Source organism: Streptomyces sp. JL2001 (assembly GCF_050917515.1).
GTDB lineage: Bacteria > Actinomycetota > Actinomycetes > Streptomycetales > Streptomycetaceae > Streptomyces.
Genome location: NZ_CP169421.1, coordinates 2,725,290 through 2,751,137 on the forward strand (window position 1 = coordinate 2,725,290; position 25,848 = coordinate 2,751,137).

Annotated in this window: 25 protein-coding genes and 1 riboswitch; of the genes, 16 read left to right on the plus strand and 9 right to left on the minus strand. The window is 71.0% G+C overall.

Annotated features, from left to right (window positions below; translation table 11 throughout):
* Window positions 1-163 precede the first annotated feature (163 nt).
* Both ACE1OA_RS11825 and ACE1OA_RS11830 read left to right on the plus strand, forming a co-directional pair.
* The gene (locus tag ACE1OA_RS11825; protein WP_356608187.1) at window positions 164-763 is read left to right on the plus strand and encodes an N-acetylmuramoyl-L-alanine amidase; all 600 of its coding nucleotides are present in this window, start codon (window positions 164-166) and stop codon (window positions 761-763) included.
* A 154-nt stretch (window positions 764-917) separates the two neighbouring features.
* On the plus strand, window positions 918-1,829 hold the full coding sequence (locus tag ACE1OA_RS11830) for a 1-aminocyclopropane-1-carboxylate deaminase/D-cysteine desulfhydrase (protein WP_432752755.1): 912 nt from the start codon (window positions 918-920) through the stop codon (window positions 1,827-1,829).
* An 89-nt stretch (window positions 1,830-1,918) separates the two neighbouring features.
* Here ACE1OA_RS11830 and ACE1OA_RS11835 read toward each other — a convergent pair whose 3' ends face one another.
* The gene (locus tag ACE1OA_RS11835) at window positions 1,919-3,514 is read right to left on the minus strand and encodes a Na+/H+ antiporter (protein ID WP_384875241.1); all 1,596 of its coding nucleotides are present in this window, start codon (window positions 3,512-3,514) and stop codon (window positions 1,919-1,921) included.
* 40 nt (window positions 3,515-3,554) lie between these two features.
* Here ACE1OA_RS11835 and ACE1OA_RS11840 point away from each other — a divergent pair, with 40 nt between their 5' ends.
* From ACE1OA_RS11840 to ACE1OA_RS11850, 3 genes are all read left to right on the plus strand, one after another.
* Window positions 3,555-3,815: a UBP-type zinc finger domain-containing protein gene (locus tag ACE1OA_RS11840; protein ID WP_356608181.1), complete on the plus strand. Its 261-nt coding sequence runs from the start codon at window positions 3,555-3,557 to the stop codon at window positions 3,813-3,815.
* A 261-nt stretch (window positions 3,816-4,076) separates the two neighbouring features.
* On the plus strand, window positions 4,077-4,490 hold the full coding sequence (locus ACE1OA_RS11845) for an anti-sigma regulatory factor (protein ID WP_123457481.1): 414 nt from the start codon (window positions 4,077-4,079) through the stop codon (window positions 4,488-4,490).
* The gene (locus ACE1OA_RS11850; RefSeq protein ID WP_386545056.1) at window positions 4,379-5,500 is read left to right on the plus strand and encodes an RNA polymerase sigma factor SigF; all 1,122 of its coding nucleotides are present in this window, start codon (window positions 4,379-4,381) and stop codon (window positions 5,498-5,500) included. The genes ACE1OA_RS11845 and ACE1OA_RS11850 overlap by 112 nt, the downstream gene beginning before the upstream one ends.
* Before the next feature lie 219 nt (window positions 5,501-5,719).
* Here the strand turns inward: ACE1OA_RS11850 and ACE1OA_RS11855 are convergent, their stop codons facing one another.
* On the minus strand, window positions 5,720-6,145 hold the full coding sequence (locus ACE1OA_RS11855; RefSeq protein ID WP_356606703.1) for a hypothetical protein: 426 nt from the start codon (window positions 6,143-6,145) through the stop codon (window positions 5,720-5,722).
* Window positions 6,146-6,235: 90 nt separating this feature from the next.
* Between ACE1OA_RS11855 and ACE1OA_RS11860 the strand changes: the two genes are divergently transcribed.
* Complete coding sequence (locus tag ACE1OA_RS11860) at window positions 6,236-7,204, plus strand: diacylglycerol/lipid kinase family protein (RefSeq protein ID WP_356606701.1); 969 nt, start codon at window positions 6,236-6,238, stop codon at window positions 7,202-7,204.
* 317 nt (window positions 7,205-7,521) lie between these two features.
* Window positions 7,522-7,779 (plus strand): WhiB family transcriptional regulator, encoded by a 258-nt coding sequence (locus ACE1OA_RS11865; protein ID WP_003953983.1) that lies wholly within the window; start codon window positions 7,522-7,524, stop codon window positions 7,777-7,779.
* A gap of 172 nt (window positions 7,780-7,951) precedes the next feature.
* On the opposite strand, the gene ACE1OA_RS11870 is transcribed toward ACE1OA_RS11865, so the two are convergent.
* The gene (locus tag ACE1OA_RS11870) at window positions 7,952-9,418 is read right to left on the minus strand and encodes a sensor histidine kinase (protein ID WP_147981357.1); all 1,467 of its coding nucleotides are present in this window, start codon (window positions 9,416-9,418) and stop codon (window positions 7,952-7,954) included.
* A 703-nt stretch (window positions 9,419-10,121) separates the two neighbouring features.
* On the opposite strand from ACE1OA_RS11870, the gene nagB reads away from it, so the two are divergent.
* Window positions 10,122-10,907, plus strand: a complete 786-nt coding sequence (nagB, locus tag ACE1OA_RS11875; RefSeq protein WP_356606699.1) for a glucosamine-6-phosphate deaminase — start codon at window positions 10,122-10,124, stop codon at window positions 10,905-10,907.
* 97 nt (window positions 10,908-11,004) lie between these two features.
* Here nagB and ACE1OA_RS11880 read toward each other — a convergent pair whose 3' ends face one another.
* The 4 genes from ACE1OA_RS11880 to ACE1OA_RS11895 form a co-directional block, all read right to left on the minus strand.
* Window positions 11,005-12,522, minus strand: coding sequence for a glycoside hydrolase family 3 protein (locus ACE1OA_RS11880; protein WP_432752756.1), 1,518 nt, complete (start codon window positions 12,520-12,522; stop codon window positions 11,005-11,007).
* An 8-nt stretch (window positions 12,523-12,530) separates the two neighbouring features.
* The gene (locus ACE1OA_RS11885; RefSeq protein WP_356778822.1) at window positions 12,531-13,385 is read right to left on the minus strand and encodes a carbohydrate ABC transporter permease; all 855 of its coding nucleotides are present in this window, start codon (window positions 13,383-13,385) and stop codon (window positions 12,531-12,533) included.
* Window positions 13,382-14,377: a carbohydrate ABC transporter permease gene (locus ACE1OA_RS11890; RefSeq protein WP_386543079.1), complete on the minus strand. Its 996-nt coding sequence runs from the start codon at window positions 14,375-14,377 to the stop codon at window positions 13,382-13,384. Before ACE1OA_RS11890 ends, ACE1OA_RS11885 begins: the two co-directional genes overlap by 4 nt.
* Window positions 14,378-14,453: 76 nt before the next feature.
* Window positions 14,454-15,734, minus strand: coding sequence for an extracellular solute-binding protein (locus ACE1OA_RS11895; RefSeq protein WP_356606691.1), 1,281 nt, complete (start codon window positions 15,732-15,734; stop codon window positions 14,454-14,456).
* Window positions 15,735-16,019: 285 nt separating this feature from the next.
* Here ACE1OA_RS11895 and ACE1OA_RS11900 point away from each other — a divergent pair, with 285 nt between their 5' ends.
* The 8 genes from ACE1OA_RS11900 (at window position 16,020) to ACE1OA_RS11935 (ending at window position 24,191) form a co-directional block, all read left to right on the plus strand.
* A complete protein-coding gene (locus ACE1OA_RS11900; protein WP_147981356.1) occupies window positions 16,020-16,784 on the plus strand; it encodes a GntR family transcriptional regulator in 765 nt (254 codons plus the stop codon).
* 242 nt (window positions 16,785-17,026) lie between these two features.
* Window positions 17,027-17,281: a DUF3311 domain-containing protein gene (locus ACE1OA_RS11905; RefSeq protein ID WP_147981156.1), complete on the plus strand. Its 255-nt coding sequence runs from the start codon at window positions 17,027-17,029 to the stop codon at window positions 17,279-17,281.
* Entirely contained in the window at window positions 17,278-18,900 is a 1,623-nt protein-coding gene (gene mctP, locus ACE1OA_RS11910; protein WP_356606688.1) for a monocarboxylate uptake permease MctP, read from the plus strand. The genes ACE1OA_RS11905 and mctP overlap by 4 nt, the downstream gene beginning before the upstream one ends.
* Before the next feature lie 84 nt (window positions 18,901-18,984).
* Window positions 18,985-19,581 (plus strand): hypothetical protein, encoded by a 597-nt coding sequence (locus ACE1OA_RS11915; protein ID WP_356606686.1) that lies wholly within the window; start codon window positions 18,985-18,987, stop codon window positions 19,579-19,581.
* 18 nt (window positions 19,582-19,599) lie between these two features.
* Window positions 19,600-20,100, plus strand: a complete 501-nt coding sequence (locus ACE1OA_RS11920) for a GNAT family N-acetyltransferase (RefSeq protein ID WP_432752757.1) — start codon at window positions 19,600-19,602, stop codon at window positions 20,098-20,100.
* A 53-nt stretch (window positions 20,101-20,153) separates the two neighbouring features.
* Window positions 20,154-20,278: riboswitch (cobalamin riboswitch) on the plus strand.
* Between the two features lie 128 nt (window positions 20,279-20,406).
* On the plus strand, window positions 20,407-22,773 hold the full coding sequence (locus tag ACE1OA_RS11925; protein ID WP_384871357.1) for a ribonucleoside-diphosphate reductase subunit alpha: 2,367 nt from the start codon (window positions 20,407-20,409) through the stop codon (window positions 22,771-22,773).
* Window positions 22,773-23,789: a ribonucleotide-diphosphate reductase subunit beta gene (locus ACE1OA_RS11930; RefSeq protein ID WP_356606680.1), complete on the plus strand. Its 1,017-nt coding sequence runs from the start codon at window positions 22,773-22,775 to the stop codon at window positions 23,787-23,789. Before ACE1OA_RS11925 ends, ACE1OA_RS11930 begins: the two co-directional genes overlap by 1 nt.
* The gene (locus ACE1OA_RS11935) at window positions 23,790-24,191 is read left to right on the plus strand and encodes a DUF2809 domain-containing protein (protein WP_356778826.1); all 402 of its coding nucleotides are present in this window, start codon (window positions 23,790-23,792) and stop codon (window positions 24,189-24,191) included.
* Here the strand turns inward: ACE1OA_RS11935 and def are convergent.
* A complete protein-coding gene (gene def, locus ACE1OA_RS11940; RefSeq protein ID WP_147981150.1) occupies window positions 24,167-24,796 on the minus strand; it encodes a peptide deformylase in 630 nt (209 codons plus the stop codon). The two genes, ACE1OA_RS11935 and def, sit on opposite strands and share 25 nt — an antisense overlap.
* 60 nt (window positions 24,797-24,856) lie before the next feature.
* Window positions 24,857-25,837, minus strand: coding sequence for a tetratricopeptide repeat protein (locus ACE1OA_RS11945; RefSeq protein ID WP_147981149.1), 981 nt, complete (start codon window positions 25,835-25,837; stop codon window positions 24,857-24,859).
* Between the last annotated feature and the right edge of the window lie 11 nt (window positions 25,838-25,848).

The window sequence follows — 25,848 nt, forward strand, 5'->3', positions numbered from 1 at the left end:
ACCCTCCGAACGGTGAACGGCGGAGCGGGACACTCCGTACTCGGGTGGGTCCCCCCGCTCCCCTCCCCTCCCCTCCCCTTCCTCGCCATCGATCCCCCCTCGCACCCTCCCCCGCTCATCCCACACCTCCTCTCCCCGTTCCGCTGATCCGAAGGAGTCGGTCGTGGCCTCACCCCTGTCCGCGAGCAGGTTCCTCGCCGCACTGCGCGACGAGGGCCTCTCGGTCGTCGAAGTCGGCAACTGGCGTACGCACAACCGCAATCACAAGGGCCCCTGGGGCCCCGTCCACGGCGTGATGATCCATCACACCGTCACCAAGGGCACCGCGAGCACCGTCCGGATCTGCCGCGACGGCCACGCCGCCCTCCCCGGTCCGCTCTGCCACGGCGTCATCGCCAAGGACGGCCGGGTCCATCTGGTCGGATACGGCCGCGCCAACCACGCGGGGCTCGGCGACGACGAGGTCCTGCGGGCGGTCATCGCCGAGCACCGCCTCCCCCCGGACGACGAGGCGACCACGGACGGCAACCGGCACTTCTACGGCTTCGAGTGCGAGAACCTCGGCGACGGGAAGGACCCGTGGCCCAAGGTGCAGCTGGACGCCATCGCGAAGGCGTCCGCGGCCCTGTGCCGGGCGCACGGCTGGACGCACCGCTCGGTGATCGGCCACCTGGAGTGGCAGCCGGGCAAGGTCGACCCGCGCGGCTTCACGATGGCCTCGATGCGGGACCGGATCTCCGAGCGCCTGCACGGGCGGCCCTGAGACAACCGCCCGGGTCCGGCTCGGATCCGCTCCGGGCCCCCGGTCCCGGAGAACCCGGCCCACCCGGCCCCCGGCCCCTCCCGCCGACCGGCCGGCCGGGACACGGCGGGCGCCCCCGCGCGGTGCGGTGGCGCCCGCGTCCGACAATGGACACGTGAACGCGTCCGACCTCTCCCGCCTGCGGCCCCGGCTCCCCTCCCCCCTGGAACCGGTCGAGGACGAGCGCCTCGCCGGGCACGGCCTGCGGCTCCTGCTCAAGCGCGACGACCTGATCCACCCGGAGCTGCCCGGCAACAAGTGGCGCAAGCTCGCCCCCAACCTGGCCGCGGCGGACGGCCGCCCCGTGCTCACCTTCGGCGGCGCGTACTCCAACCACCTGCGCGCCACGGCCGCCGCCGGGCGGCTGCTCGGCTTCGACACGATCGGGGTCGTACGCGGCGACGAGCTCGCCGGCCGGCCGCTGAACCCCTCCCTGGCGCGGTGCGCGGCGGACGGCATGCGGCTGGTGTTCGTGGACCGCGGAACGTACCGAGCGAAGGACGATCCCGAGGTGCTGGCCGGGCTGCTCGCCTCCTGCCCGCCCGGCACGTACGTCGTCCCCGAGGGCGGCAGCAACGCGCACGCGGTCCGGGGCTGCGTGGAACTCGGCCGCGAGCTGTCCGGCGCCGCGGACGTCGTCGCCGTCGCCTGCGGCACGGGCGGCACCCTCGCCGGCCTTGCGGCGGGGCTCGGGGAGGGCACCCGGGCGCTGGGCGTCCCGGTCCTCAGGGGCGGCTTCCTGGGCGCCGAGGTCCGGACCCTCCAGTCCGCGGCCTTCGGTGGTCCGCGGGGCTCCTGGACGCTCGACGAGCGCTTCCACTGCGGGGGCTACGCCCGTTCGACGCCTGCCCTGGACGCGTTCGCTCAGGATTTCGAGGCGCGGCATGGACTCGCCATCGAGCGGCTGTATGTCGCCAAAATGCTCCTCGGGCTCCTCACCCTGGCGCAGGAGGGGGCGTTCGCCCGGGGCAGCACCCTGGCGGCGGTGATCACGGGCGCCCCGGACGGGACCGGCCGCCTGGACTGACCGCCGGGACTGACCGCCGGGACCGACCGCCGGATCCCGGACGGGCCCACCGGGAACGGCCGCCGGAGCCGTCGCAGGGGCCGGGCGTCTCAGCCGCTCTCCTCCCGGTACGCCGCCGCCTCCTCCAGGTCCAGGCGGCGCAGCAGGGTGCGCATCATCTCGTCATCGATCCGGCGCTCGTCGCGGAACCGGACGAAGACCTCGCGTTCGGCGTCGATCATCTCCCCGGCGAGCCTCCGGTAGGTGTCGTCGACCGTCTCGCCGGTGACCTCGTTGACGGCGCCGAGCCGTTCCCACACCGCGTTGCGGCGCCGCTCCAGGACCGTGCGCAGCCGGTCGGCCAGCGGCGGCGGCAGCGTGTTGCGCTCGTCCTCGAGCAGCGCGTCGAGGCGTTCCTCCGCGGCCCGGGACGCCTCGCTCTGGGCCTGGGCCTCGGCCAGGGTCTCGGCGTAGGTGTCGCGGCCCGGCATCTTCAGGAACCGGATCAGCGGCGGGAGGGTGAGGCCCTGCACCACCAGCGTCCCGATCACGGTCGTGAAGGTGAGGAAGAGGACGAGGTTGCGGGCCGGGAACTCCTCGCCGTCGGCGACCACCGGGATCGAGAAGGCGATGGCGAGGGAGACCACGCCGCGCATGCCGGCCCAGCCGACGATCAGCGGGGCCCTCCAGTCGACCCCGGGTTCGCGTTCCCGGATCCGCTTCGACATCCAGCGCGGCAGGAAGGTCGCGGGGTACACCCAGACGAACCGCACCACGACCACGGCGACGAAGACGCCGGCCGCGTACCAGGCCGCCTCGCCCATCCCGTACTGCCCGAGCCCCTGGACCACGTAGGGCAGCTGGAGCCCGATGAGCGCGAAGACGGCGGACTCCAGGACGAAGGCCACCATCTTCCAGACCGCCTCCTCCTGGAGCCGGGTCGCGAAGCCGACCTGCCAGTTGCGGTGTCCGAGGAACAGGCCGACGACGACCACGGCCAGGACGCCGGAGGCGCCGACCTCCTCGGCCGCCGCGTAGGCGACGAAGGGGATCAGCAGGGAGAGGGTGTTCTGCAGCAGCGCCTCCCCCAGATGGCGGCGCAGCCAGTGGATGGGGAGCATCAGCACCAGGCCGACGCCGATCCCGCCGATCGCGGCGAGGGCGAACTCCTCGATGCCGCCGACCCAGCTCACGCCCTCCCCCACGGCCGCGGCGAGGGCGACCTTGTACGCGGTGATCGCGGTGGCGTCGTTCACCAGGGACTCGCCCTGGAGGATCGTGGTGATGCGGTTCGGCAGTCCGAGCTTGCGGGCGATGGCGGTGGCCGCGACGGCGTCCGGCGGGGCGACCACGGCGCCGAGCACCAGTGCCGCGGTGAGCGGCAGGTCGGGCACGAGGACGTAGGCGAGCCAGCCCACCGCGACCGTGGCGAACAGGACGTAGCCGACGGAGAGCAGGGCGACGGGCCGGAGGTTGGCGCGCAGGTCCAGGTAGGAGGACTCGACCGCGGCGGTGTAGAGGAGCGGCGGCAGGATCAGCGGCAGCACGATGTGCGGGTCGAGCGTGTAGTCGGGGACTCCCGGGACGTACGAGGCGGCCAGGCCCGCGGCGACCAGGAGCAGCGGTGCCGGCACCGGCGTCCTGCGGGCGACGCCCGCCACCGCGGCGCTCGCCGCGACCAGTCCCACCAGCTGCAGTGCGTCCATGCCCGGTCCCCGTCTCGATCCACCACGTAGCCTGGCCATCATGACCGAGTGCCTGCACGTCGCCGAAATGCCACGGCCCGAACCTCCGCCGCTCACCGACACCTGTCCGGAGTGCCTGACCGCCGGTACGCATCCGGTGCAGCTGCGGCTCTGTCTGACCTGCGGGCACGTCGGCTGCTGCGACTCCTCGGCCGGGCGGCACGCCACGGGGCACTTCTCGACGACGGGGCACCCGGTGATGCGGACCTTCGAGCCGAACGAGCGCTGGCGCTGGTGCTTCGTGGACGGTTCGATCGTCTGACGGCTGGGTACGTCACCCCTCCGCGGCCAATCGACCGCCCGCCGCTCTCAATTGGGCCCCGCAGCCCTCTACCCACTGTGCGTACTCATGGCCTTACCATGAGTGACGGACGTGGGAGGGGTCGTTGCCGGGGCCCACGGCGACAGGTCGGCGTGGATCGCGGTAGCGTCACGGCGGAATGCGCAACCGACTGCGTACCGCCCGGTTCGGGGGGCCTTCCCCCCGGGCCCCGAATGAGCTTGTGCCACCTTGGAGGTGAGGGTGTCCCAGATCGCAGGCGAGCCCGGGACCCAGGACTTCGTGGAAGTCCGGCTGCCCGCTGCGGGTGCCTACCTGTCCGTGCTGCGTACGGCCACGGCCGGCCTCGCGGCACGCTTGGACTTCACCCTCGACGAGATCGAGGACTTGCGGATCGCGGTCGACGAGGCCTGCGCGATCCTGCTCCAGCAGGCCGTACCGGGGTCCGTCCTCAGCTGCGTGTTCCGCCTGATCGACGACTCGCTCGACGTGACGGTCTCCGCGCCGACCACCGACGGGCGGGCGCCGGAGCGGGACACCTTCGCGTGGACGGTGCTGTCCGCGCTGGCCGGGAAGGTCGAGTCGTCCGTGGCGGAGGACCGCACGGTCTCCATCAGCCTGTACAAACAGCGCGGCGCGGGGCCAGGCCCGGCGTGAGGAGCGGGGACGCGACGGCCGGCATCCCTGAGCAGCAGGCGAGGCCGCATCCGGAGGTCGAGGTCGAGGTCGCTACGGAGCAGGCGGTCCACATGAGCGAGCACGAGCAGCACAACGCGGTTCCCGGCGTGCCCGGGGCCCCCGAGGACGCGCCGGGGCCCGAGGCCCCCGTGGCGGTCGGGGTCGGCGAGGGCGCCGAGGTCCACGAGACGGCCGCCCCCGCCGAGGACCCCGAGCCGCGCGAGGCTCCGGATCCGCACGACCGGAGCGGGGCGCGTGCGCTCTTCGTGGAGCTGCGCAAGCTGCCGGAGGGTTCGCCGGAGAAGGCGGAGCTGCGCAACCGGCTGGTGCGGATGCACCTGCCGCTGGTGGAGCACCTGGCCCGGCGCTTCCGCAACCGCGGCGAGCCGCTCGACGACCTGACGCAGGTCGCGACGATCGGCCTGATCAAGTCGGTGGACCGGTTCGACCCGGAGCGCGGTGTCGAGTTCTCGACCTACGCGACGCCGACGGTCGTGGGCGAGATCAAGCGGCACTTCCGGGACAAGGGCTGGGCGGTCCGGGTGCCGCGCCGGCTGCAGGAGCTGCGGCTGTCGCTGACGACGGCGACGGCGGAGCTCTCCCAGCAGCACGGCCGCTCGCCGACCGTGCACGAGCTCGCGGAGCGGCTCGGGATCTCGGAGGAGGAGGTCCTGGAGGGCCTGGAGTCGGCGAACGCCTACTCGACGCTCTCCCTGGACGTCCCGGACACGGACGACGAGTCCCCGGCCGTGGCGGACACCCTCGGCGCGGAGGACGAGGCGCTGGAGGGCGTGGAGTACCGCGAGTCCCTCAAGCCGCTGCTGGAGGACCTGCCGCCGCGGGAGAAGCGGATCCTGCTGCTGCGCTTCTTCGGCAACATGACCCAGTCGCAGATCGCGCAGGAGGTGGGCATCTCCCAGATGCACGTCTCGCGCCTGCTGGCCCGCACGCTGGCCCAGCTGCGGGAGAAGCTGCTGGTGGAGGAGTAGGACGGCGGAAGGCCCCGGCCGCCGGGCCGGGGCCTTCCGCCGTCCCGGGCGCCGCTAGGTCCTGTCCGGGCGATCTTCGAGGACCGGCCCGCGGCGTCGGATGTGGTGTATCGCAAGGCGGAGGATCGCCCTCGTACTGGGCGTACTCGGGCGACTCCGACAACGCCGCGAGACGCCGCAGCCGTCGTCGCGGGCCCGAGAAGATCGCCCGGACAGGACCTACGCGTCGCCGGGGCGCCGGATGCCGAGGGCCTGCGTCGTCGCCGGGCTCACCAGGAGCACCAGGCCCGTCACGGCGAGCACCGCGAGGGCGATGCCGGCCGGGATCATGGCGCTGTTCGCCTGGAGCAGCTGCCAGGCGACCGGCAGCGCCAGGATCTGGGTGATGATCGCCGGGCCGCGGCTCCAGCCGCGGCGCAGCAGCAGTCCGCGGGCCGCCGCTCCGGGGATCAGGCCGAGCACGATCAGCGTCGCCCCGCCCATGACCGCCTGGGTCAGGTCGTCGGGGCTGCCCGTGAGGCCGGTGACGAGGACGTACAGGCCGCCGGCCACCAGGGCCAGGGCCTCGATGCCGGCCACCGCGGCGGCGGCCGTCAGCCGGCCGGGACGGGACGGCTGCTCGGCGTTCTGCTCCGTACTGCTCATACCTGGCAGGGTAGCCGGGGCGGCCCTCCGCGCTGTCCGCCAGGTGGCCGGGACTGGGCCCGGTACCGCCGGGTAGGTACCCTGGCGGCCATGCGCGCACTTCTCGTGGTCAACCCGGCAGCAACCACCACCAGTGCCCGCACCCGTGACGTGCTCATCCACGCCCTCGCCAGCGAGATGAAGCTGGAGGCCGTCACCACCGAGTACCGCGGGCACGCCCGTGACCTGGGAAGACGGGCCGCCGAGTCCAAGGACGTCGAGCTGGTCGTCGCCCTCGGCGGCGACGGCACGGTGAACGAGGTCGTCAACGGCCTCCTCCACGACGGACCCGATCCCGACCGGCTTCCGGGCCTCGCGGTGGTCCCCGGCGGGTCCACCAACGTCTTCGCCCGGGCGCTCGGACTGCCGAACGACGCGGTGGAGGCGACCGGCGCGCTCCTCGACGCACTCCGTGAACGCCGTGCACGCACAGTGAGCCTCGGGCTCGCGTCCGGCGCCCCGGGGACCGAGGACGAAGCGGTGCCGGCGCGCTGGTTCACGTTCTGCGCCGGCTTCGGATTCGACGCGAGTGTCATCGGCCGAGTCGAACAGCAGCGGGAGCGGGGCAAGCGTTCGACCCACGCCCTGTACCTCCGCCAGGTGCTCCGCCAGTTCCTGGAGGAGCCGCACCGCCGGCACGGCACCATCACCCTGGAGCGCCCCGGCGAGGACCCGGTCGAGGACCTGGTCCTGTCCATAATCTGCAACACCTCCCCCTGGACCTACCTGGGCAATCGCCCGGTGTACGCGTCCCCGGAGGCTTCCTTCGACACCGCGCTGGACGTCCTCGGACTGAGCCGGCTGTCCACTCCGGCGGTGGCCCGTTACGCCACTCAGCTGCTCACCTCGACGCCCGAACGCGGCCCGCACGGCAAGCACGCGAGGACTCTGCACGACCTGACCGACTTCACCTTGCATTCGAAGGTGCCGCTGCCCCTGCAGATGGACGGCGACCACCTAGGACTGCGTACGAGCGTGGCGTTCACAGGCGTACGCCGTGCACTGCGTGTGATTGTGTGAGTGGAAGGGCCCAAAGTCCTTTCACTCGAACGTTTAGGCTGCCATCCACCCCTTAGAAGTACGGCTGTGACCTAGCCGACACCGAGGAATCAAAAAAAACTTTCCGGAAGGGGTTGTATCCGCCGCCGAGGTTTGCGAATCTCTTCATGGCGATCGGGACGGCCCGCAAGACCGGCCTCCACTGAGAGCCAGAACCCCTCCTCAGTCTCAGGACCACACCAGTTCATCTGGCAGTCGGCCCTTCCGTTGCGGGGGGATTCGTGAAAGCGTTCACATTCACAAGCAACCTGCACGTAATACCAAGAGAGGTAGCAGCCATGGACTGGCGTCACAACGCCGTTTGTCGTGAGGAAGACCCCGAGCTGTTCTTCCCCATCGGCAACACCGGTCCTGCGCTGCTGCAGATCGAGGAAGCCAAGGCCGTCTGCCGCCGCTGCCCCGTCATGGAGCAGTGCCTGCAGTGGGCGCTCGAGTCCGGCCAGGACTCCGGCGTCTGGGGTGGCCTCAGCGAGGACGAGCGCCGCGCGATGAAGCGCCGTGCCGCTCGCAACCGGGCGCGTAACGCCAGCGCCTGACGCCACCCGCGACAGCCTCAGGCAAGCGGCGCGTACATCGCGTACGCAATCACCGCCCTTGAGCCGCAGCGCGCAGCAGTAACCCACAGCATTCGAGCCCCGGACCGATCCACTCGGTCCGGGGCTCGCTGCTGTGCGCACGCGGAGGACCGCCGCCGGGTGCGGCGGGCTGCTACTTCTGGGGCCGCACGGGGATGTCGAGGACGACCTTCGTGCCGCGCTCGGGGCCGGGCTGCATGTCGAACGTGCCGCCCAACTCCCCCTCCACCAGGGTCCGCACGATCTGCAGACCGAGGTTGCCGGCGCGCTGCGGGTCGAAGCCCTCGGGCAGACCGCGGCCGTCGTCCCGGACCGTGATCAGCAGCCGGGCGTCGGCCCGGGGCTCGCCCCGGACGGCCGCCACCTCGACCGTGCCCTGCTCGCCCGGCGCGAAGGCGTGCTCCAGGGCGTTCTGCAGCACCTCGGTCAGGACCATGGAGAGCGGGGTGGCGACCTCGGCGTCGAGGATGCCGAAGCGGCCGTTGCGCCGGCAGGTGACCTTGCCGGGTGAGATCTCGGCCACCATCGCGATCACCCGGTCGGCGATCTCGTCGAACTCGACGCGCTCGTCGAGGTTCTGGGACAGCGTCTCGTGGACGATGGCGATCGAACCGACCCTGCGCACCGCCTCGTTGAGGGCCTCGCGACCGCGGTCGGAGTCCATGCGGCGGGCCTGGAGGCGCAGTAGCGCCGCCACCGTCTGGAGGTTGTTCTTCACCCGGTGGTGGATCTCCCGGATGGTGGCGTCCTTGGTGATCAACTCGCGTTCGCGGCGGCGCAGTTCGGTGACGTCCCGGAGCAGGACGAGCGAACCGATGCGGGTGCCCTTGGGCTTGAGGGGGATCGCCCGCAGCTGGATCACGCCGCCGTTGCCCTCGACCTCGGCCTCGCGGGGCGCGTAGCCGGAGGCCAGCTTGACCAGGGCCTCGTCGACGGGGCCGCGGGAGGGCGCGAGTTCGGCGGTGATCTGGCCGAGGTGCTGGCCGACCAGGTCGGCGGCGAGCCCGAGCCGGTGGTAGGCGGAGAGGGCGTTCGGCGAGGCGTACTGGACGATGCCGTCGGCGTCGAGCCTGATCAGGCCGTCTCCGGCGCGGGGCGAGGCGTCCATGTCGACGGCCTCGCCGGCGAACGGGAAGGAGCCGGCGGCGATCATCTGGGCCAGGTCGGAGGCGGACTGGAGGTAGGTGAGCTCCAGCCGGCTCGGGGTCCGGACCGTCAGCAGGTTCGTGTTGCGGGCGATCACGCCGAGTACCCGGCCCTCCCGGCGCACGGGGATGGACTCGACCCGTACGGGGACCTCCTCCCGCCACTCGGGGTCGCCCTCGCGGACGATGCGCCCCTCGTCGAGGGCGGCGTCGAGCAGCGGACGCCGGCCGCGCGGCACGAGGTGGCCGACCATGTCGTCCTGGTAGGAGGTCGGGCCGGTGTTGGGCCGCATCTGGGCGACGGAGACGTAGCGGGTGCCGTCCAGGGTGGGAACCCAGAGCACGAGGTCGGCGAAGGAGAGGTCGGAGAGCAGCTGCCACTCCGAGACCAGCAGGTGGAGCCACTCGAGGTCGGACTCACTCAGAGCGGTGTGCTGGCGGACGAGGTCGTTCATGGAGGGCACAGGTGCGAGCGTACCCGCGGAATTCAGGGGCGATGAACCTGGATCTCACGGCGTTCGTGTTGGAGGATGGGCCGGGAAGGACCCTGCCGATATGGATGGACAGACCAGAATGGTCTAGTCCACAATGACAGGGAGCATCATCAGCAGACCTCCACTCTCCCCGCACAGGAGGGTGGAACGAGGTACCCGGCGCTCTCTGCCCTGACTGCGTCGAGACCTCCTACACGGCCGCGGGACCGCACACCCCCGGCCGGGCAACTCCGGGCTGCGGTGCCGGACGGGTTGAGGGTCCCGTCAGGCGCCGCGGCCCGCGGGTTTTTCCGGGCTCTTCCCCTGGAGATACGGCCCCCGGGGCCGATCGACTCACCGCGCGCGGCCCTCCGTCGCCGCCTCCGGCCCCGGGACAGTACCGGCCGCCCCCGAACCCCCCGGCACCACCGGAGGCCCGCCCCGGACCCTCCACGCCCCGTCGACGACGGCCCGTGCGGGAGGCCGCCTCCCGGTCCGGCGTGTCGGCACCGCGGGCACGGGCCGCGCGGGGGCCGGCCCGGTGGCTGGGCCGAGGGTGCCGATCGACCATGAGAAGAGGGGTCCGTCCCGCGGACGGACCTGAGCGAAGGGCTCCCATTCTGCTAGATTGAAACTTAGATTGGTCTATACCACACAGGCCCCTCACCAGATCGGCAGGCACAGCGTGGAAGTTGTCATCGTCCCGGACGCCAAGGCAGGCGGCGAGCTCATCGCGGACGGCATCGCCGGCCTCCTGCGCCGCAAGCCCGACGCGTTGCTCGGCGTTGCCACCGGCTCGACCCCGCTGCCCATCTACGAAGCCCTGATCGCCCAGGTCGCGGCCGGTTCCGTGGACGCCTCGCGCGCCCGGATCGCGCAGCTGGACGAGTACGTCGGGCTGCCGACCGGGCACCCCGAGTCCTACCGCTCCACCGTGCTCCGCCAGGTCGTCGAGCCGCTCGGGCTCTCCCAGGACGCCTTCATGGGCCCCGACGGCGCCGCCGAGGACGTCCAGGCCGCCTGCGAGGCCTACGACCGCGCGCTGGCCGCCGCCGGCGGCGTCGACCTGCAGATCCTGGGCATCGGCACCGACGGGCACATCGGCTTCAACGAGCCGTGCTCCTCCCTCGCCTCCCGCACCCGGATCAAGACGCTCACCGAGCAGACCCGGGTCGACAACGCGCGCTTCTTCGACAACGACATCGAGCAGGTGCCGCACCACGTCATCACCCAGGGCATCGGCACCATCCTGGAGGCTCGGCACCTGGTGCTGCTGGCCACCGGCGAGGGCAAGGCGGACGCCGTGGCGCAGACCGTCGAGGGCCCGGTGGCGGCGCTCGTGCCGGCCTCCGCGCTGCAGCTGCACCCGCACGCCACGGTCGTCGTCGACGAGGCCGCCGCCTCCAAGCTGAAGCTCGCCGACTACTTCCGCCACACCTTCGCCGAGAAGCCCGGCTGGCAGGGCATCTGACCGGAGCCGGAACGACCCCCGGCACGCGGAGGAGGGCCGGTACCCCGCGGGGTACCGGCCCTCCTCTCGTACTCGGGTCGCTCGGAGCCTCACCGGCTCAGACGCCGGCGATGACCTCCGCCGCCGCCCGGCCGCAGACCCGCGCCGCGCCGTGCGTGGCGATGTGCAGGGCTCCGCGGGGCGCCGCCTGGTTCAGGCCCATCTCCACCACGACGGTGTCCGGGCGGGCCGCCAGCAGGCCGTCCAGGGCCTCCGCCATCCACGGGTGCCGGTGGGCGTCCCGGACGACGGCGACGATGCCGCTCTCCCCCGCGGCGGCGAGCACGACGTCCACCGAGGGCTCCGCGTACGAGCCGGTGCGCGTGCCGGGCAGCAGCCGCTCCAGCTCCGCGGCGACCCCCCACGGCGTCTCGTCGCCGACCGCGAAGTTGGCGACCGGGGTGAAGGAGGCCACGTAGGGAGCACTGGTCATCGGCGCGTAGGGCCGCTCCCCCGAGGTCACCACCAGGGCCCGGCGGGCCGCGACGAGTCCGATGTCGGTGCCGGGCGCGGTCCCCTCCTGCACTGCCGCGCCCGGCCCCGAAACAGCCCCCCTGACCCGGTGCGCCTGGGTCCAGGACGCCAGGGCGCGCACGCGCGCCGCGGCGTCGGCCAGCCGTTCCTCGGGCAGTTCACCGGTCCGTACCGCGTCGACGAGGGCATCGCGCAGCCGCAGTACGGTGTCCTCGTCGGCCAGCCCGCCGCCGACGCAGATGGCGTCGGCGCCCGCGGCGATCGCAAGGACGGATCCGCGCTCGATGCCGTACGTCGACGCGATGGCCTGCATCTCCATGCCATCGGTGACGATCAGCCCGTCGAAGCCCAGCTCCTGGCGCAGCAGACCGGTCAGGATCTGCGGGCTCAGGGTCGCCGGACGGTTCGGGTCGAGCGCGGAGAGCAGAATATGCGCGCTCATGACCGCTTTGGAACCCGCTGCGATCGCGGCGCGGAAAGGTACCAGGTCACGGGCGTGCAGTGTGGCGAGGTCCACATCGATCCGGGGCAGCGCGTGGTGGGAGTCCACGTTGGTGTCGCCGTGCCCGGGGAAGTGCTTGGTGCAGGCGGCGACGCCGACGGCCTGGAGGCCCTCGACGTACGCCACGGTGTGACGCGCCACCAGGTCCGGGTCGGACCCGAAGGACCGGACGCCGATGACCGGGTTGTCGGCGTTGGAGTTCACGTCGGCCGAGGGGGCCCAGTTGAGGTCCACCCCGCACGCGGCGAGCCGGCGGCCGAGCTCCCGGGCGACGGCCCGGGTCAGATCGGTGTCGTCGACGGAGCCGAGGGCGTGGTTGCCGGGGAAGGAGGAGCCCTGCCGGACCTCGAGGCGGGTGACGTCCCCGCCCTCCTCGTCGATGGCGACCAGGACGTCGTCCCGCTCGGCCCGCAGCCGCGCGGTGAGCGCGGCGAGCTGCTCGGGGGTGTCGATGTTCCGGCCGAACAGGCCGACCGAGGAGAGGCCCTCCCCGATGCGGCGCAGCAGCCAGTCGGGCGCGGTGGTGCCGACGAAACCCGGCTGGAGCACGGTGAGTGCGTCGCGGGTCAGGGTGTCGGTGCCGCGTACGAGTGTGGTCATGGGCGGCTTTATCCCTTCACTGCGCCGGCCGTCAGACCCGCGGCCATCTTGCGCTGGACAAGGAGGAAGAGGATCACGATGGGGACGGCCATCATGGTGGAGCCCGCCATCATCGGTGCGTACTCGGTGCCGTTCTTGGTGATGAAGTTGCCGAGCCAGACGGTGGCCGTCTGGTTCTGCTGGCTCATCAGCATCAGCGCGTAGAGGTACTCGTTCCACGCCTGGATGAAGGCATAGACGGAGGTGGCGACCATGCCGGGCGCCAGCAGCGGGAAGACGACCCGGATGAAGGCGCCGGTGCGGGTGCAGCCGTCGACCTGGGCGGCCTCCTCCAGCTCCTTGGGGATGTTGACGATGAAGCCGCGCAGGGTCCACACCGTGAACGGGAGGATGAAGGTCAGGTACGTGATGATCAGGCCGCTGAGCCTGTCGTACTGGCCGAGGTCGTTGAGCAGCAGGAAGACCGGGATGATCATCGCGACGAGCGGCACCATCTGGACGGCGAGGATGCCGACGATCACGATCTTGCGGCCGCGGAAGGCGAAGCGGGAGATCGCGAGGGCGGCCAGCATGCCGACCGCGATGCCGATGACCACGACCACGAGGGAGACCACGAGGCTCCGGCCGACCGGGCCCCAGAAGTCCGCGATGTCCAGCGCGCGCCGGAAGTTCTCCAGCGTGAAGGTGGTCGGGTAGAAGTGCGGGTCCGGGTCGATGGCGTCCTTGGACGGCTTGAACGCCGTGTTCACCATCCAGTAGACCGGGAAGCCGGCCGTGACGACGACGAGCAGGCCGAGCAGGTTCCAGCCGAACCTGGACTTGCGGTACGGCTTGACGGCGGGGGCCGCGGTGTTCGTGGTCACTCCACCTCTCCGATCTTCAGCATCTGGCGCATGTAGACGGCGACCACGCCGAGCAGCAGGACGACGGTGACGAGCGCGATCGCCGAGCCGGTGCCGTAGTCGTTGACGACGAACGCCCTGTCGAACGAGTACGTGGTGAGGATCTGGAACTCGGCCTCGGGGTGACCGTTGCGCATCACGTACACCTGCGGGAAGACGCCCATGTCCCAGATGACCGAGAGCGTCGTCAGCATGACGATGATCGGCTTGAGGATCGGCAGCGTGACGAAGCGGAAGACGCCCCAGGCTCCGGCGCCGTCGAGGCGGGCGGCCTCCTCGAGCTCCTTGGGCACCTGGGTGAGGCCGGCGCTGAGCGTGATCACGACGAACGGGACGGCGCCCCAGACGACGAGGAGCACGATCACGGCGAGGCCCTGCGGGCCGCTGGCGAACCAGTTGTGGCCGATCATGTCGACGCCGGGCAGCTTGTCGATCAGCCAGTTCAGGACGCCGTAGTCGGCGTCGAAGAGCCACTTGAAGATGGCCGTCGCGACGATGATGGGCATGCCCCAGCTCGCCACGAGGACGATGTTGACGAGCAGCTTGACCCAGCCGGAGACCTTCTGCAGCAGCAGCGCGATCAGCATGCCGAGGACCATGGTGAGGATCACGGCGGCGGCCGCGAACACCACGGTGCGGAGCACGACGGTCCAGAACTCGGTGTCACCGAGGATCTTGGTGAAGTTGTCGAGGCCGGCCGACTGCGCTTCCTCGAAGCCCCAGAGCTGGGCCTGGCCGAAGTTCTGGAAGGAGAGGGTGACCAGCCGTACGAGCGGGTATCCCAGCACGAGCAGCAGGACGAGCAGGCATGGCGCGAGCAGCAGCCACGGCACTCCCGAGCCGGCCGAGGTCCCCTTCTTCCCCGGTTTCCCGGGCGTACCGGCTGCGGAGCCGGATGGTGGCGATTGCCGCACCGGCGGCACCTTCGCGGTGGTTGTGTCTGCGGCACTCATCCCGTGCTCCTCAGCGATCCCTCTCCTGCTTACGGGCGACAGGGCCCCGTCGCGGTGACGGGGCCCTGCCCACAGGTCACTTGGTGTTGATGACCTTGTCGATGGCGGCGTCCGCGTCCTTCGCGGCCTGCTCCACCGTCTTCTTGCCCTTGGCGATGTCGATGAGCATCGTCTTGAGGGTCTGCGCCTTCTCGACCTGACCCCAGCCCGGGGCGGTCGGGACGAACCAGCTGGACTCGGCCGCGGTGGCCGCGACCGCGGTGGCCGGGTCGCTCTTCAGCGGGGCGAGGTCCGTCTTGTTGTTCGGCAGGTTGCCCTTGCCGATCAGGCCCTTCTGGCCCTCGGGGCCGGTGAAGGCGGCGATCCACTCGGCCGCGACGCCCTGCGCCTTGGACTTGACCGGGATGGCCAGGTCCGAGCCGCCGAGGAAGACCGGGAGGTTCTTGCCGGACGGACCGGGGGTCACGAAGGTCTCCAGCTTGTCCTTCAGACCGCCGACCTTGTCGTTCTCGGGAGTGGCGGCGGTGCCACCCTCCCAGGCCGCCGAGAAGATCATCGCGGACTTGCCCTGGCCGAAGACGACGGGACGGTCGGACTCGTCCTTCGTCTTGTCGCCGTGCATGTACTTGTCGACGATGTTCTTGTACTCGGTGAGGCCCTTGATGGACTCCGGCGAGGACAGGTTCGCCTTCCAGGTCTCGCCGTCCTGCTTGGCGATCGAGCCGCCCTGCTCGTAGACGAAGGACATGGCCGCGTACCAGTCCGGCGACGGCTGGTACCAGGCGCTGAACTTGTCGCCCTTCTTCGCCTGGATGGCGTCGAGGGCGGCGGTCAGCTCGGCCCAGGTCTTCGGGGCCGCCTTGACGCCCGCCTCGGCGGCGACGTCCTTGCGCCAGGTGCCCACGCGGCCACCGGCGTAGTAGGGGACACCGTAGGTCTTGCCGTTGTAGGTGACCGACTCCTTGAGGGCGTCCAGCCACTGGCCCGAGTTGTCGAACTTCGAGGCCTCGACCGGGGCGAAGGCGCCCTTGGCCATGTAGCTGATCATCTCGGAGTTGCCCATCTCGACAACGTCCGGGGCCTTGTCCGTGGCGAGCACCGCGTCGAGCTTGGTGTTCTTGTCCGGCCAGCCGTAGTACTCGTGCTTGATCTTGATGCCGGGGTGCTTCTTGGTCACCGCGTCGTCGGCCGCCTTGACCAGCTCAGGCCAGTTGTTCTGGGCGTCGACCGTCAGCCAGACGGTGAGCTCCTTGACCTCGCCGCCGGCCTTGTCCCCACCCTTGTCGGCTCCGCCACACGCGGCAATGCCGACCATCATGCCCGCGACACCGATCGCCGCAATGAGCTTGCGCTTCACGCCACCCTCCTCAGGGATGCCTGCAACCCCTGCCCACCGCGCGAAGACATACGTCGAGTAGTGCTCGTGGGGCTGGGAGCTGGTCTTTAATGGTTTAGACCAGTACCCGGAGCTTGGCCTAGACCTTTAGGGGTGTCAAGGGTGTATAAGAAGGGCAGTCGGGTCCGTTATCGGACCGACACCTGAGGGAGGGCGACGACCCGTGACCGGTCCGTGCCACCATGTGAGCCGCTATAGACGGAGGAGCCGGTGACGGCAGCAACACAGGAGTCGGGAAGGCAGGCCATGGCCACGGACGCGGGCAACAGCGAGACAGAGGGCGGCGCCGCCACCCGCACCGCGCGCGTGCCCAAGTACTACCGACTGAAGCGGCACTTGCTCGACATGACGGAGACCCTGCCGCCCGGCACACCGGTCCCGCCCGAGCGCACCCTCGCCGCGGAGTTCGACACCTCGCGCACGACGGTGCGGCAGGCACTGCAGGAACTGGTCGTCGAGGGCCGCCTGGAGCGGATCCAGGGCAAGGGCACGTTCGTCGCCAAGCCCAAGGTCTCGCAGGCCCTGCAGCTGACCTCGTACACCGAGGACATGCGGGCACAGGGCCTGGAGCCCACCTCGCAGCTGCTCGACATCGGGTACGTGACGGCCGACGACACGCTGGCCGGCCTGCTCGACATCGCCGCCGGCGGGCGGGTGCTGCGGATCGAGCGGCTGCGCCTCGCCAGCGGGGAGCCGATGGCGATCGAGACCACCCACCTCTCGGCCAAGCGCTTTCCCGCGCTGCGGCGTTCGCTGGTGAAGTACACCTCGCTCTACACGGCGCTCGCCGAGGTCTACGACGTCCACCTCGCCGAGGCCGAGGAGACCATCGAGACCTCGCTCGCCACCCCGCGCGAGGCCGGCCTGCTCGGCACCGACGTGGGTCTGCCCATGCTGATGCTGTCCCGCCACTCGCTGGACGCGCAGGGCGAGCCGGTCGAGTGGGTGCGCTCGGTGTACCGCGGCGACCGGTACAAGTTCGTCGCCCGGCTGCAGCGCCCCAACGGCTGACCGCCCCGCGGACGACTCCCGGCCGTCCGGCCGAAAGACTGAAAAGATTCCGCCACTTCGGCGTGAACCGGTGCCCCGATACATCCGTGAGGTGTGTCGGGGCACTGGCGTGTCTCCGTGCGACGTCCATCGAGATTCGTCCGTTATCCGGACGGGGGTTCCATGGAGCGGACCGGTCCCCTAGATTTCACGCGCATTACCCGCGTGATCAACGGTGTTCAGCGAGGGGACGGAGTCGCCATATGTCAGAAGTGACGCAAGACAAACAACCGGTCGTGACACCGGTACGCGTGATCGTGGCGCTCTGTCTGGTCGCGCCCTTCGTGGCGATGCTCTGGGTGAGCTCGTACGCGAAGGTCGATCCGACCTTCATCGGCATCCCGTTCTTCTACTGGTACCAGATGGCCTGGGTCGTCGTCTCCACCGTGCTGACGATGGTCGCGTACAAGCTGTGGCAGCGTGACCAGCGCGCCCGCAAGGGAGGTGCGTCGCGATGAAGGACGGCGTGAACGGCGTCGCTCTGGGCGTCTTCATCTTCTTCTTCCTGGCCGTCACGGTCATGGGCTTCCTGGCCTCGCGCTGGCGCAGGGCCGAGAACGAGCACAGCCTGGACGAATGGGGTCTCGGCGGCCGTTCGTTCGGTACCTGGGTGACCTGGTTCCTGCTGGGCGGCGACCTCTACACCGCGTACACCTTCGTCGCCGTCCCGGCGGCCATCTACGCGGCCGGCGCGGCGGGCTTCTTCGCCGTCCCGTACACGATTCTCGTCTACCCCCTGATCTTCACCTTCCTGCCGCGGTTGTGGTCGGTGTCCCACAAGCACGGATACGTGACCACCTCGGACTTCGTCCGCGGCCGGTTCGGCTCCAAGAGCCTGTCGCTGGCGGTCGCCGTCACCGGCATCCTCGCCACCATGCCGTACATCGCGCTCCAGCTCGTCGGCATCCAGGCCGTCCTGGACGTGATGGGCGTGGGCGGCGGCGAGACCACGCACTGGTTCGTCAAGGACCTGCCGCTGCTCATCGCCTTCGGTGTCCTGGCGGCGTACACGTACTCCTCCGGACTGCGCGCGCCGGCGCTCATCGCCTTCGTCAAGGACACGCTGATCTACCTCGTCATCGCGGTGGCGATCATCTACATCCCGATCAAGCTGGGCGGCTTCGACGAGATCTTCGCCAAGGCCGGCGAGGCGTACGCCACGATCAACCCCGCCACCGACAAGCCGCGCGGCGCGCTGGTGCCGGGCGAGATGGGCCAGTGGGGTTACGCGACGCTCGCGCTCGGTTCGGCGCTGGCGCTCTTCATGTACCCGCACTCGATCACGGCGACGCTGTCCTCGCGCAGCCGTGACGTGATCCGCCGCAACACGACGATCCTGCCGCTCTACTCGCTGATGCTGGGCCTGCTCGCGCTGCTCGGCTTCATGGCGATCGCGGCGGGCGTGAAGGTGACCAACGGTCAGCTGGCCATCCCGCAGCTCTTCGAGAACATGTTCCCCGATTGGTTCGCGGGCGTGGCCTTCGCCGCCATCGGCATCGGCGCGCTGGTCCCGGCGGCGATCATGTCGATCGCCGCGGCCAACCTCTTCACCCGCAACATCTACAAGGACTTCCTGAAGCCGGACGCCACGCCGGAGCAGGAGACCAAGGTGTCCAAGCTGGTGTCGCTGCTGGTCAAGGTCGGCGCGCTGGTCTTCGTCCTCACCATGGACAAGACGGTCGCGATCAACTTCCAGCTGCTCGGCGGCATCTGGATCCTGCAGACGCTGCCGGCCCTGGTCGGCGGCCTGTTCACCCGTTGGTTCCACCGCTGGGCGCTGCTGGCCGGCTGGGCCGTCGGCATGGTCTACGGCACGGCGGCGGCGTACGGCGTGGCCAGCCCGACGCAGAAGCACTTCGGCGGCTCGTCCGCCGAGATCCCGGGCATCGGCGAGATCGGCTACATCGGCCTCACCGCCTTCGTGATCAACCTGGTGGTGACCGTCGTCCTGACGTTCGTCCTGAAGGCCGTCAAGGCGCCCGAGGGCGTGGACGAGACGTCCCCGTCGGACTACACGGCGGACGCCGGCGACGCGGGCGTGCAGACCGAGCTGCCGAAGGTGGGCGCGGGCCACTGACCCCGCCCGCAAGGTGACGAAGGCCGCCGCGCTTCCACAGGGAAGGCGCGGCGGCCTTCGCCGTGGTCACGAAAGGATGTGCGGATGAGAACCGGACCCCGCCTCTCCCTGCTCGTCCTGCTCCCCCTCGTGCTCGCCGTCACCGGCTGCGGCACCGAGGTTCCGGGCGGACCGGCACCCGACCGCGCGGAACTGGAGGCGCGAGCCCACGCCGCGCAGACCCGTGTCGAGCACGTGTACGTCACCGAGGCCGAGGGGTTCCGGCCGGCCCTCCAGTCGGCCGGTGTCATCGGCGACGACGGCTTCCAGCTCACCTACGTCGGGCCCGCCGGCGAGCAGCTGACCCTCTCCGCGGAGCGGCGCCCCTTCACCGAGCGGGACTGCGCCGCCCCGCCGGCCGGCGACACCTGTGTGAAGGAGGGCGGCGGCTGGTACCGGCACTCCGCCGACCGGCACGCGTACCTGCGCAACGAGAACGGCCTGCGCGTCGAGCTGGCCGCCCCGCTGTCCGTGGGGAGGGACCTGCTGCGGGGCGCCGCCGCCGAGGCGCACCGCGCCGACGACGCCGAACTGGACGCGGTCCTGCCGCGGCGGACGAGCGGGAGCGGACCGGTCGAGCGCGGCGACCTGCCACCGGTCGGCGACGGAGCCCCCGACAACGGAGTGGGCGCGAGCGGCTGAGCGGGGCACACTGCCTGGATGGACTTCACCATCAGGGCGGTACGGCCCGAGGAGTACGACGCCCTCGGCGAGGTCACCGCGCGGGCCTTCCTCGACGACGGGCACCTCGACTTCGGCGAGGACGACGCCTACCTGCGCCTGCTGCGGGACGTGGCCCGGCGGGCCGCGGAAGCGGAGGTGCTGGTGGCGGTGGACCGCGCCGGCACGGTGCTCGGCGGCGTGACCTTCGTCGCCGGCGGGGAGTGGGCCGACATCGCGCGCGAGGGCGAGGCCGAGTTCCGGATGCTCGCCGTGGCGAAGGGAGCCCGCGGCCGGGGCGTCGGCGAGGCCCTCGTCCGGGTCTGCACGGAGCGGGCGCGCAGGACACCTGGATGCCGGCGGCTGGTGCTCTCCACCCAGTCGCGCATGTCCGCGGCGCACCGGATCTACGAGCGGGCGGGCTTCGTCCGTACCCCTGACCGGGACTGGAGCCCGCTGGCCGACATGGACCCCCTGCACACCTACGCGTTGGAGCTCTGAGCACGGAACGACACAACATGTGGGGGGTGTCTCCAGGGGCGCCCCCCACATGTATGCTCATGCTCGCTGTCGCCGCAGGGGAATCCGGTGCAAGTCCGGAACTGTCCCGCAACGGTGTGCTTATGGCGTTTTCATCCGCCAGGTGAGTCCGAAGACCTGCCGACAGTGCGCCCGGTCCGTCCGTTCCGGGTGTCACAGACGTCCGGGCCTCGCGGAGTGGGCCGGTGGCGCGGCGCACCCTGCGTACGGGTGCCCGGCTGCCCGCTTCCCCCGCCGGCCCCGAGCCGAGCGAGGGAGAGCCCCCACGTGACCATCGCGCCCGCCGATCCGGCCGCAGCGATCGAGAGCGACGGACCCGGGACCGTGCTGCTGCGGATCCTGACCGACCTCACCGCCGATCTCCCCGACACCGACCCCGGCAAGGTCGCCGCCGCCGCGCTGCGCGGCCGGAGCGCCGGCTCGGACGAGGCGGAACTGCGCGAGCTGGCCACCGAGGCGGCCGCCGGCCTGATCGCCGAGGACCCCGCGTACTCCCGGCTCGCCGCCCGGCTCCTGACGATCACCATCGCCGACGAGGCGGCCGGCCAGGGCGCGGTGAGCTTCTCGGCCTCCGTCGCCGTCGGCCACCGCGAGGGTCTGATCGCCGACCGCACGGCCGCGTTCGTCCGGCTGCACGGCGCGGCGCTCGACGCGACCGTGGACCCGGCCGGCGACGACCGCTTCGGCTACTTCGGCCTGCGCACCCTGTACTCGCGCTACCTGCTGCGCCACCCGATCACCCGCAAGGTCGTCGAGACGCCCCAGCACTTCATGCTGCGCGTGGCCGCCGGGCTCGCCGAGGACAACTCGACGCGCGCGCTGGACGAGGTCACCGCGCTCTACGGCCTGATGAGCCGGCTCGACTACCTGCCCTCCTCCCCCACGCTCTTCAACTCCGGCACCCGCCACCCGCAGATGTCGTCCTGCTACCTGCTCGACTCGCCGCTGGACGAGCTGGACTCCATCTACGACCGGTACCACCAGGTCGCGCGGCTCTCGAAGCACGCGGGCGGCATCGGCCTGTCGTACTCCCGCATCCGCGCCCGCGGTTCGCTGATCCGCGGCACCAACGGGCACTCCAACGGCATCGTGCCGTTCCTGAAGACGCTGGACGCCTCCGTCGCGGCCGTGAACCAGGGCGGCCGGCGCAAGGGCGCCGCCGCGGTCTACCTGGAGACCTGGCACGCGGACATCGAGGAGTTCCTGGAACTGCGCGACAACACCGGCGAGGACGCCCGGCGTACGCACAACCTGAACCTGGCGCACTGGATCCCGGACGAGTTCATGCGCCGGGTCAACGCCGACGCCCCGTGGTCGCTGTTCTCCCCGGCGGACGTGCCCGAGCTGGTCGACCTGTGGGGCGAGGAGTTCGACGCCGCCTACCGCGCCGCCGAGGCGAAGGGCCTGGCCCGCAAGACCATGCCGGCCCGTGACCTGTACGGCCGGATGATGCGGACGCTCGCCCAGACCGGCAACGGCTGGATGACCTTCAAGGACGCCTCGAACCGCACGGCCAACCAGACGGCGGAGCCGGGCCACACGGTCCACTCCTCCAACCTCTGCACGGAGATCCTGGAGGTCACGGACGACGGCGAGACCGCGGTCTGCAACCTGGGCTCGGTCAACCTCGGCGCGTTCGTGGACCTGGCGACCGGCGACATCGACTGGGAGCGGCTCGACGCGACGGTCCGCACGGCCGTCACCTTCCTCGACCGCGTCGTGGACATCAACTTCTACCCCACCGAGCAGGCCGGCCGGTCCAACGCCCGGTGGCGTCCGGTGGGCCTGGGCGCGATGGGCCTCCAGGACGTCTTCTTCCGGCTGAAGCTGCCGTTCGACTCCCCCGAGGCGAGGGCGCTCTCCACCCGGATCGCCGAGCGCATCATGCTCGCCGCCTACGAGGCCTCCGCCGACCTCGCCGAGCGCAACGGCCCGCTGCCCGCCTGGGAGAAGACCCGCGCCGCCCGCGGTGTCCTGCACCCCGACCACTACGGCGTGGAGTTCACCTGGCCGGAGCGCTGGGCCGCGCTGCGCGAGCGGATCGCCGCCGTCGGCATGCGCAACTCGCTGCTCCTCGCCATCGCGCCGACCGCGACGATCGCCTCGATCGCCGGTGTGTACGAGTGCATCGAGCCGCAGGTCTCCAACCTCTTCAAGCGCGAGACGCTGTCCGGCGAGTTCCTCCAGGTCAACTCGTACCTCGTCGACGAGCTGAAGAAGCTCGGCGTCTGGGACGCGCAGACCCGGGAGGCGCTGCGCGAGTCCAACGGCTCGGTGGCCGGCTTCACCTGGGTCCCGGCCGAGGTGCGCGAGCTGTACCGCACGGCCTGGGAGATCCCGCAGCGCGGTCTGATCGACATGGCGGCGGCCCGGACGCCGTACCTCGACCAGTCCCAGTCGCTGAACCTGTTCATGGAGACGCCGACCATCGGCAAGCTGTCGTCGATGTACGCGTACGCCTGGAAGCAGGGTCTGAAGACGACGTACTACCTGCGGTCCCGCCCGGCGACCCGGATCGCCCGCGCCGCCCAGGCGTCGACGGCCGCCGCCACCATCCCCGTCCAGCAGGTCGCCGACCCCGACGCGGTCGCCTGCTCCCTGGAAAACCCCGAGTCCTGCGAGGCCTGCCAGTGATGAGCGCGAACGAACAGAAGAACCTCCTCGACCCGGGCTTCGAGCTCACCCTGCGGCCCATGCGGTACCCGGACTTCTACGAGCGCTACCGGGACGCGATCAAGAACACGTGGACGGTGGAGGAGGTCGACCTCCACTCCGACGTCGCCGACCTCGCCAAGCTCACCCCCGGCGAGCAGCACATGATCGGCCGGCTGGTGGCGTTCTTCGCGACCGGTGACTCGATCGTCGCGAACAACCTCGTGCTCACGCTGTACAAGCACATCAACTCCCCCGAGGCGCGCCTGTACCTGTCGCGGCAGCTCTTCGAGGAGGCCGTGCACGTCCAGTTCTATCTGACGCTGCTCGACACCTACCTGCCCGACCCGGACGACCGCACCGCCGCGTTCGCCGCCGTGGAGAACATCCCCTCCATCCGGGAGAAGGCGCAGTTCTGCTTCCGGTGGATGGACTCGGTCGAGAAGATCGACCGGCTGGAGACGCAGGCCGACCGGCGTCGCTTCCTGCTGAACCTGATCTGCTTCGCCGCGTGCATCGAGGGCCTGTTCTTCTACGGCGCCTTCGCCTACGTGTACTGGTTCCGGTCGCGCGGCCTGCTGCACGGCCTGGCCACCGGCACCAACTGGGTCTTCCGTGACGAGACGATGCACATGAACTTCGCCTTCGAGGTCGTGGACACCGTCCGCAAGGAGGAGCCGGAGCTGTTCGACGACGAGCTCCGGGAGCAGGTCACCGCCATGCTGCGGGAGGCCGTCGAGGCGGAGCTCCAGTTCGGCCGCGACCTGTGCGGCGACGGCCTGCCGGGCATGAACACCGAGTCGATGCGCGAGTACCTCCAGTGCGTCGCCGACCAGCGCCTGACGCGCCTCGGCTTCGCCCCGGTGTACGGCTCCGAGAACCCGTTCGCGTTCATGGAACTGCAGGGCGTCCAGGAGCTGACGAACTTCTTCGAGCGCCGCCCGTCCGCCTATCAGGTGGCGGTCGAGGGCTCGGTGGACCTCGACGAGGACTTCTGAGTGATCCGTACGCGGGTGGTGGCCGGCGCCGCCGCCCTGCTCACCGTCGCCGCGGGCCTGGGAATCAGGTCCGCGGCGTCGGGCGTCGTGGCGAAGTACGCCGGGGACGCCCTCTACACGGTGCTGGTGCTGGCCCTGGTGGTGCTGCTCGCGCCGCGGGTCCGGCCCGCCGTGGCGGCCGGGATCGCACTGGGGTTCAGCGTGGCGGTGGAGTTCTTCCAGCTGACGGGGGTCCCGGCGGAGCTGGCGGCACGCTCCACGCTCGCCCGGCTGGTGCTCGGCACGTCGTTCAACGCGCCGGACCTGCTCTGGTACGCGATCGGCGCGGCGGTCGGCTGGGCCGTCCACCGCGCCGCGCGTCCGCGTGCCGACGCGGATCAGTCGTTGGCGACGACCGGGTAGCGCGGGGTGCCCTCGGCCATCTGGCGCAGGGCGTCCTTGCGGTCGCGCTTGGAGAGCCGGTCGATGTACAGGTAGCCGTACAGGTGGTCCGTCTCGTGCTGGAGGCAGCGCGCGAAGTAGCCGGTGCCACGGACCTTGATCGGGTTGCCCTGGGCGTCCTGGCCGCGGACCACCGCGTAGTCGGGGCGGGCGAGTTCGGCGTAGGCCGTCGGTACGGAGAGGCAGCCCTCGTTGGACTCGTCCAGGGCGCGGAGCTCGGCCGGCAGCTCCTCCAGGACGGGGTTGCAGACGACGCCGACGTGGCGCACGCCCTCGTCGTCCATGCAGTCGTAGACGAAGACCTTGAGGTCCACACCGATCTGGTTGGCGGCGAGGCCCACGCCCTCGGCGGTCCGCTGGCTGGCGAACATGTCGTCGATCAGCGTCGCGAGCGCGTCGTCGAACTCGGTGACGTCCTTGCACTCCTTGTGGAGCACGGGGTTGCCCACGACCGTGATCGGACGCGACGTCCCCCGCTCGCGGTACGCGAGCTCGCGCGCCTCGCAGTCCTCCGTGTCGACGACGAACCCGTCGTTGATCTGCTCGTCAGTCTCCTGCTGCGCCATTCCGCCGCACGCCTTCCTCAGAACCCCAGTCGATGGTCGCGTACAGCCTACGGGCAGTGGTCAGCAGACTTCTTCGAGATCCCGCCACTCACGGCTGTCGGGGCTGTCGGCGACCCAGCCGTCGAGCAGGCCGCGGACCAGTCCGGCCGGCGCGGCGATCCCGCACTCGCGCTCGGGGACCCACAGTTCGCCGGGCGAGCGGTGGCCGAGCGGCCCGGGGTGGCCGGGTTCGCTGTGGTCGTGCGGGTCGAGGTGCTCGCCCTCGCCCTCGGCGCTCGGCATCGTCGACTCGGAGCACGCGCGGCACAGCAGCCGTACCGACGAGGACCAGTCCTCGGCGGCGAACCCGGCGTCGGCGGCGAGCTTCTCCAGGGCGTCCCGGTCGTCCTCGGTGGCGGCCTCCAGGAGGACCACCCAGGTGGGGACGGGCGACGGCGCCCACAGCTCGATCTCGTCGAAGACGGGGTAGGAGGGGCCGGCGCTGGTGGTCCGCTCGCCGTTGGGCACGCCGTCGTGGAGCACGACCTCGCCCCAGCGGCGGCCCGAGGACGGCAGCGGGATGGAGAGCACCTCGATGCGGGCCGGGTCGAGCCGGCGGCCCCACACGACCTCCGCCTCGCCCTCGGGCGAGAGCCGTACGGCGGCGCTGCCCAGCTCCATCCCGGCGGGCTCACCCGTCCCGGCGGAGGCCCCGGGGACCTTCAGCCCGTACGCCTGCCAGGCGCGGCGGGCGAGCGGCCAGTCCTGCAGGGCGGTGGCGGCGATGCCGACGTTCCACCAGTCGGGGGCTCCGGTCTCCTTGTCGAGCAGCGCGACGGCGCGCAGCCCCGCGGCCCGGGCCTGCTCCCAGTCGTGCCGGAACTTGTGCAGCAGTGCCAGGTTGAACCAGGACTCCGAGAGCCAGGGCTCCAGATCCGCCGCGCGTGTCAGCAGCGCGCCCGCGTCCTCGTACCGGCCGTCACCGATCAGCGTGAACGCGCGGTCGGTGGCCTGCCGCCACGAGGCGGAGGGCCGATGCCGTACCTTCCCGAAGATCCTCACGATTCCCGCCT

Bases quoted from the DNA above. Each gene is read 5' to 3' on its own strand.
- ACE1OA_RS11915 (WP_356606686.1), top strand. From the start codon at position 18,985: ATGAGAACCGGACCCCGCCTCTCCCTGCTCGTCCTGCTCCCCCTCGTG.
- mctP (WP_356606688.1), top strand. From the start codon at position 17,278: ATGAAGGACGGCGTGAACGGCGTCGCTCTGGGCGTCTTCATCTTCTTC.
- ACE1OA_RS11865 (WP_003953983.1), top strand. From the start codon at position 7,522: ATGGACTGGCGTCACAACGCCGTTTGTCGTGAGGAAGACCCCGAGCTG.
- ACE1OA_RS11855 (WP_356606703.1), bottom strand. From the start codon at position 6,145: ATGAGCAGTACGGAGCAGAACGCCGAGCAGCCGTCCCGTCCCGGCCGG.
- ACE1OA_RS11840 (WP_356608181.1), top strand. From the start codon at position 3,555: ATGACCGAGTGCCTGCACGTCGCCGAAATGCCACGGCCCGAACCTCCG.
- ACE1OA_RS11870 (WP_147981357.1), bottom strand. From the start codon at position 9,418: ATGAACGACCTCGTCCGCCAGCACACCGCTCTGAGTGAGTCCGACCTC.
- ACE1OA_RS11905 (WP_147981156.1), top strand. From the start codon at position 17,027: ATGTCAGAAGTGACGCAAGACAAACAACCGGTCGTGACACCGGTACGC.
- ACE1OA_RS11860 (WP_356606701.1), top strand. From the start codon at position 6,236: ATGCGCGCACTTCTCGTGGTCAACCCGGCAGCAACCACCACCAGTGCC.
- ACE1OA_RS11900 (WP_147981356.1), top strand. From the start codon at position 16,020: ATGGCCACGGACGCGGGCAACAGCGAGACAGAGGGCGGCGCCGCCACC.
- ACE1OA_RS11920 (WP_432752757.1), top strand. From the start codon at position 19,600: ATGGACTTCACCATCAGGGCGGTACGGCCCGAGGAGTACGACGCCCTC.
- def (WP_147981150.1), bottom strand. From the start codon at position 24,796: ATGGCGCAGCAGGAGACTGACGAGCAGATCAACGACGGGTTCGTCGTC.
- ACE1OA_RS11880 (WP_432752756.1), bottom strand. From the start codon at position 12,522: ATGACCACACTCGTACGCGGCACCGACACCCTGACCCGCGACGCACTC.
- ACE1OA_RS11835 (WP_384875241.1), bottom strand. From the start codon at position 3,514: ATGGACGCACTGCAGCTGGTGGGACTGGTCGCGGCGAGCGCCGCGGTG.
- ACE1OA_RS11890 (WP_386543079.1), bottom strand. From the start codon at position 14,377: ATGAGTGCCGCAGACACAACCACCGCGAAGGTGCCGCCGGTGCGGCAA.
- ACE1OA_RS11930 (WP_356606680.1), top strand. From the start codon at position 22,773: ATGAGCGCGAACGAACAGAAGAACCTCCTCGACCCGGGCTTCGAGCTC.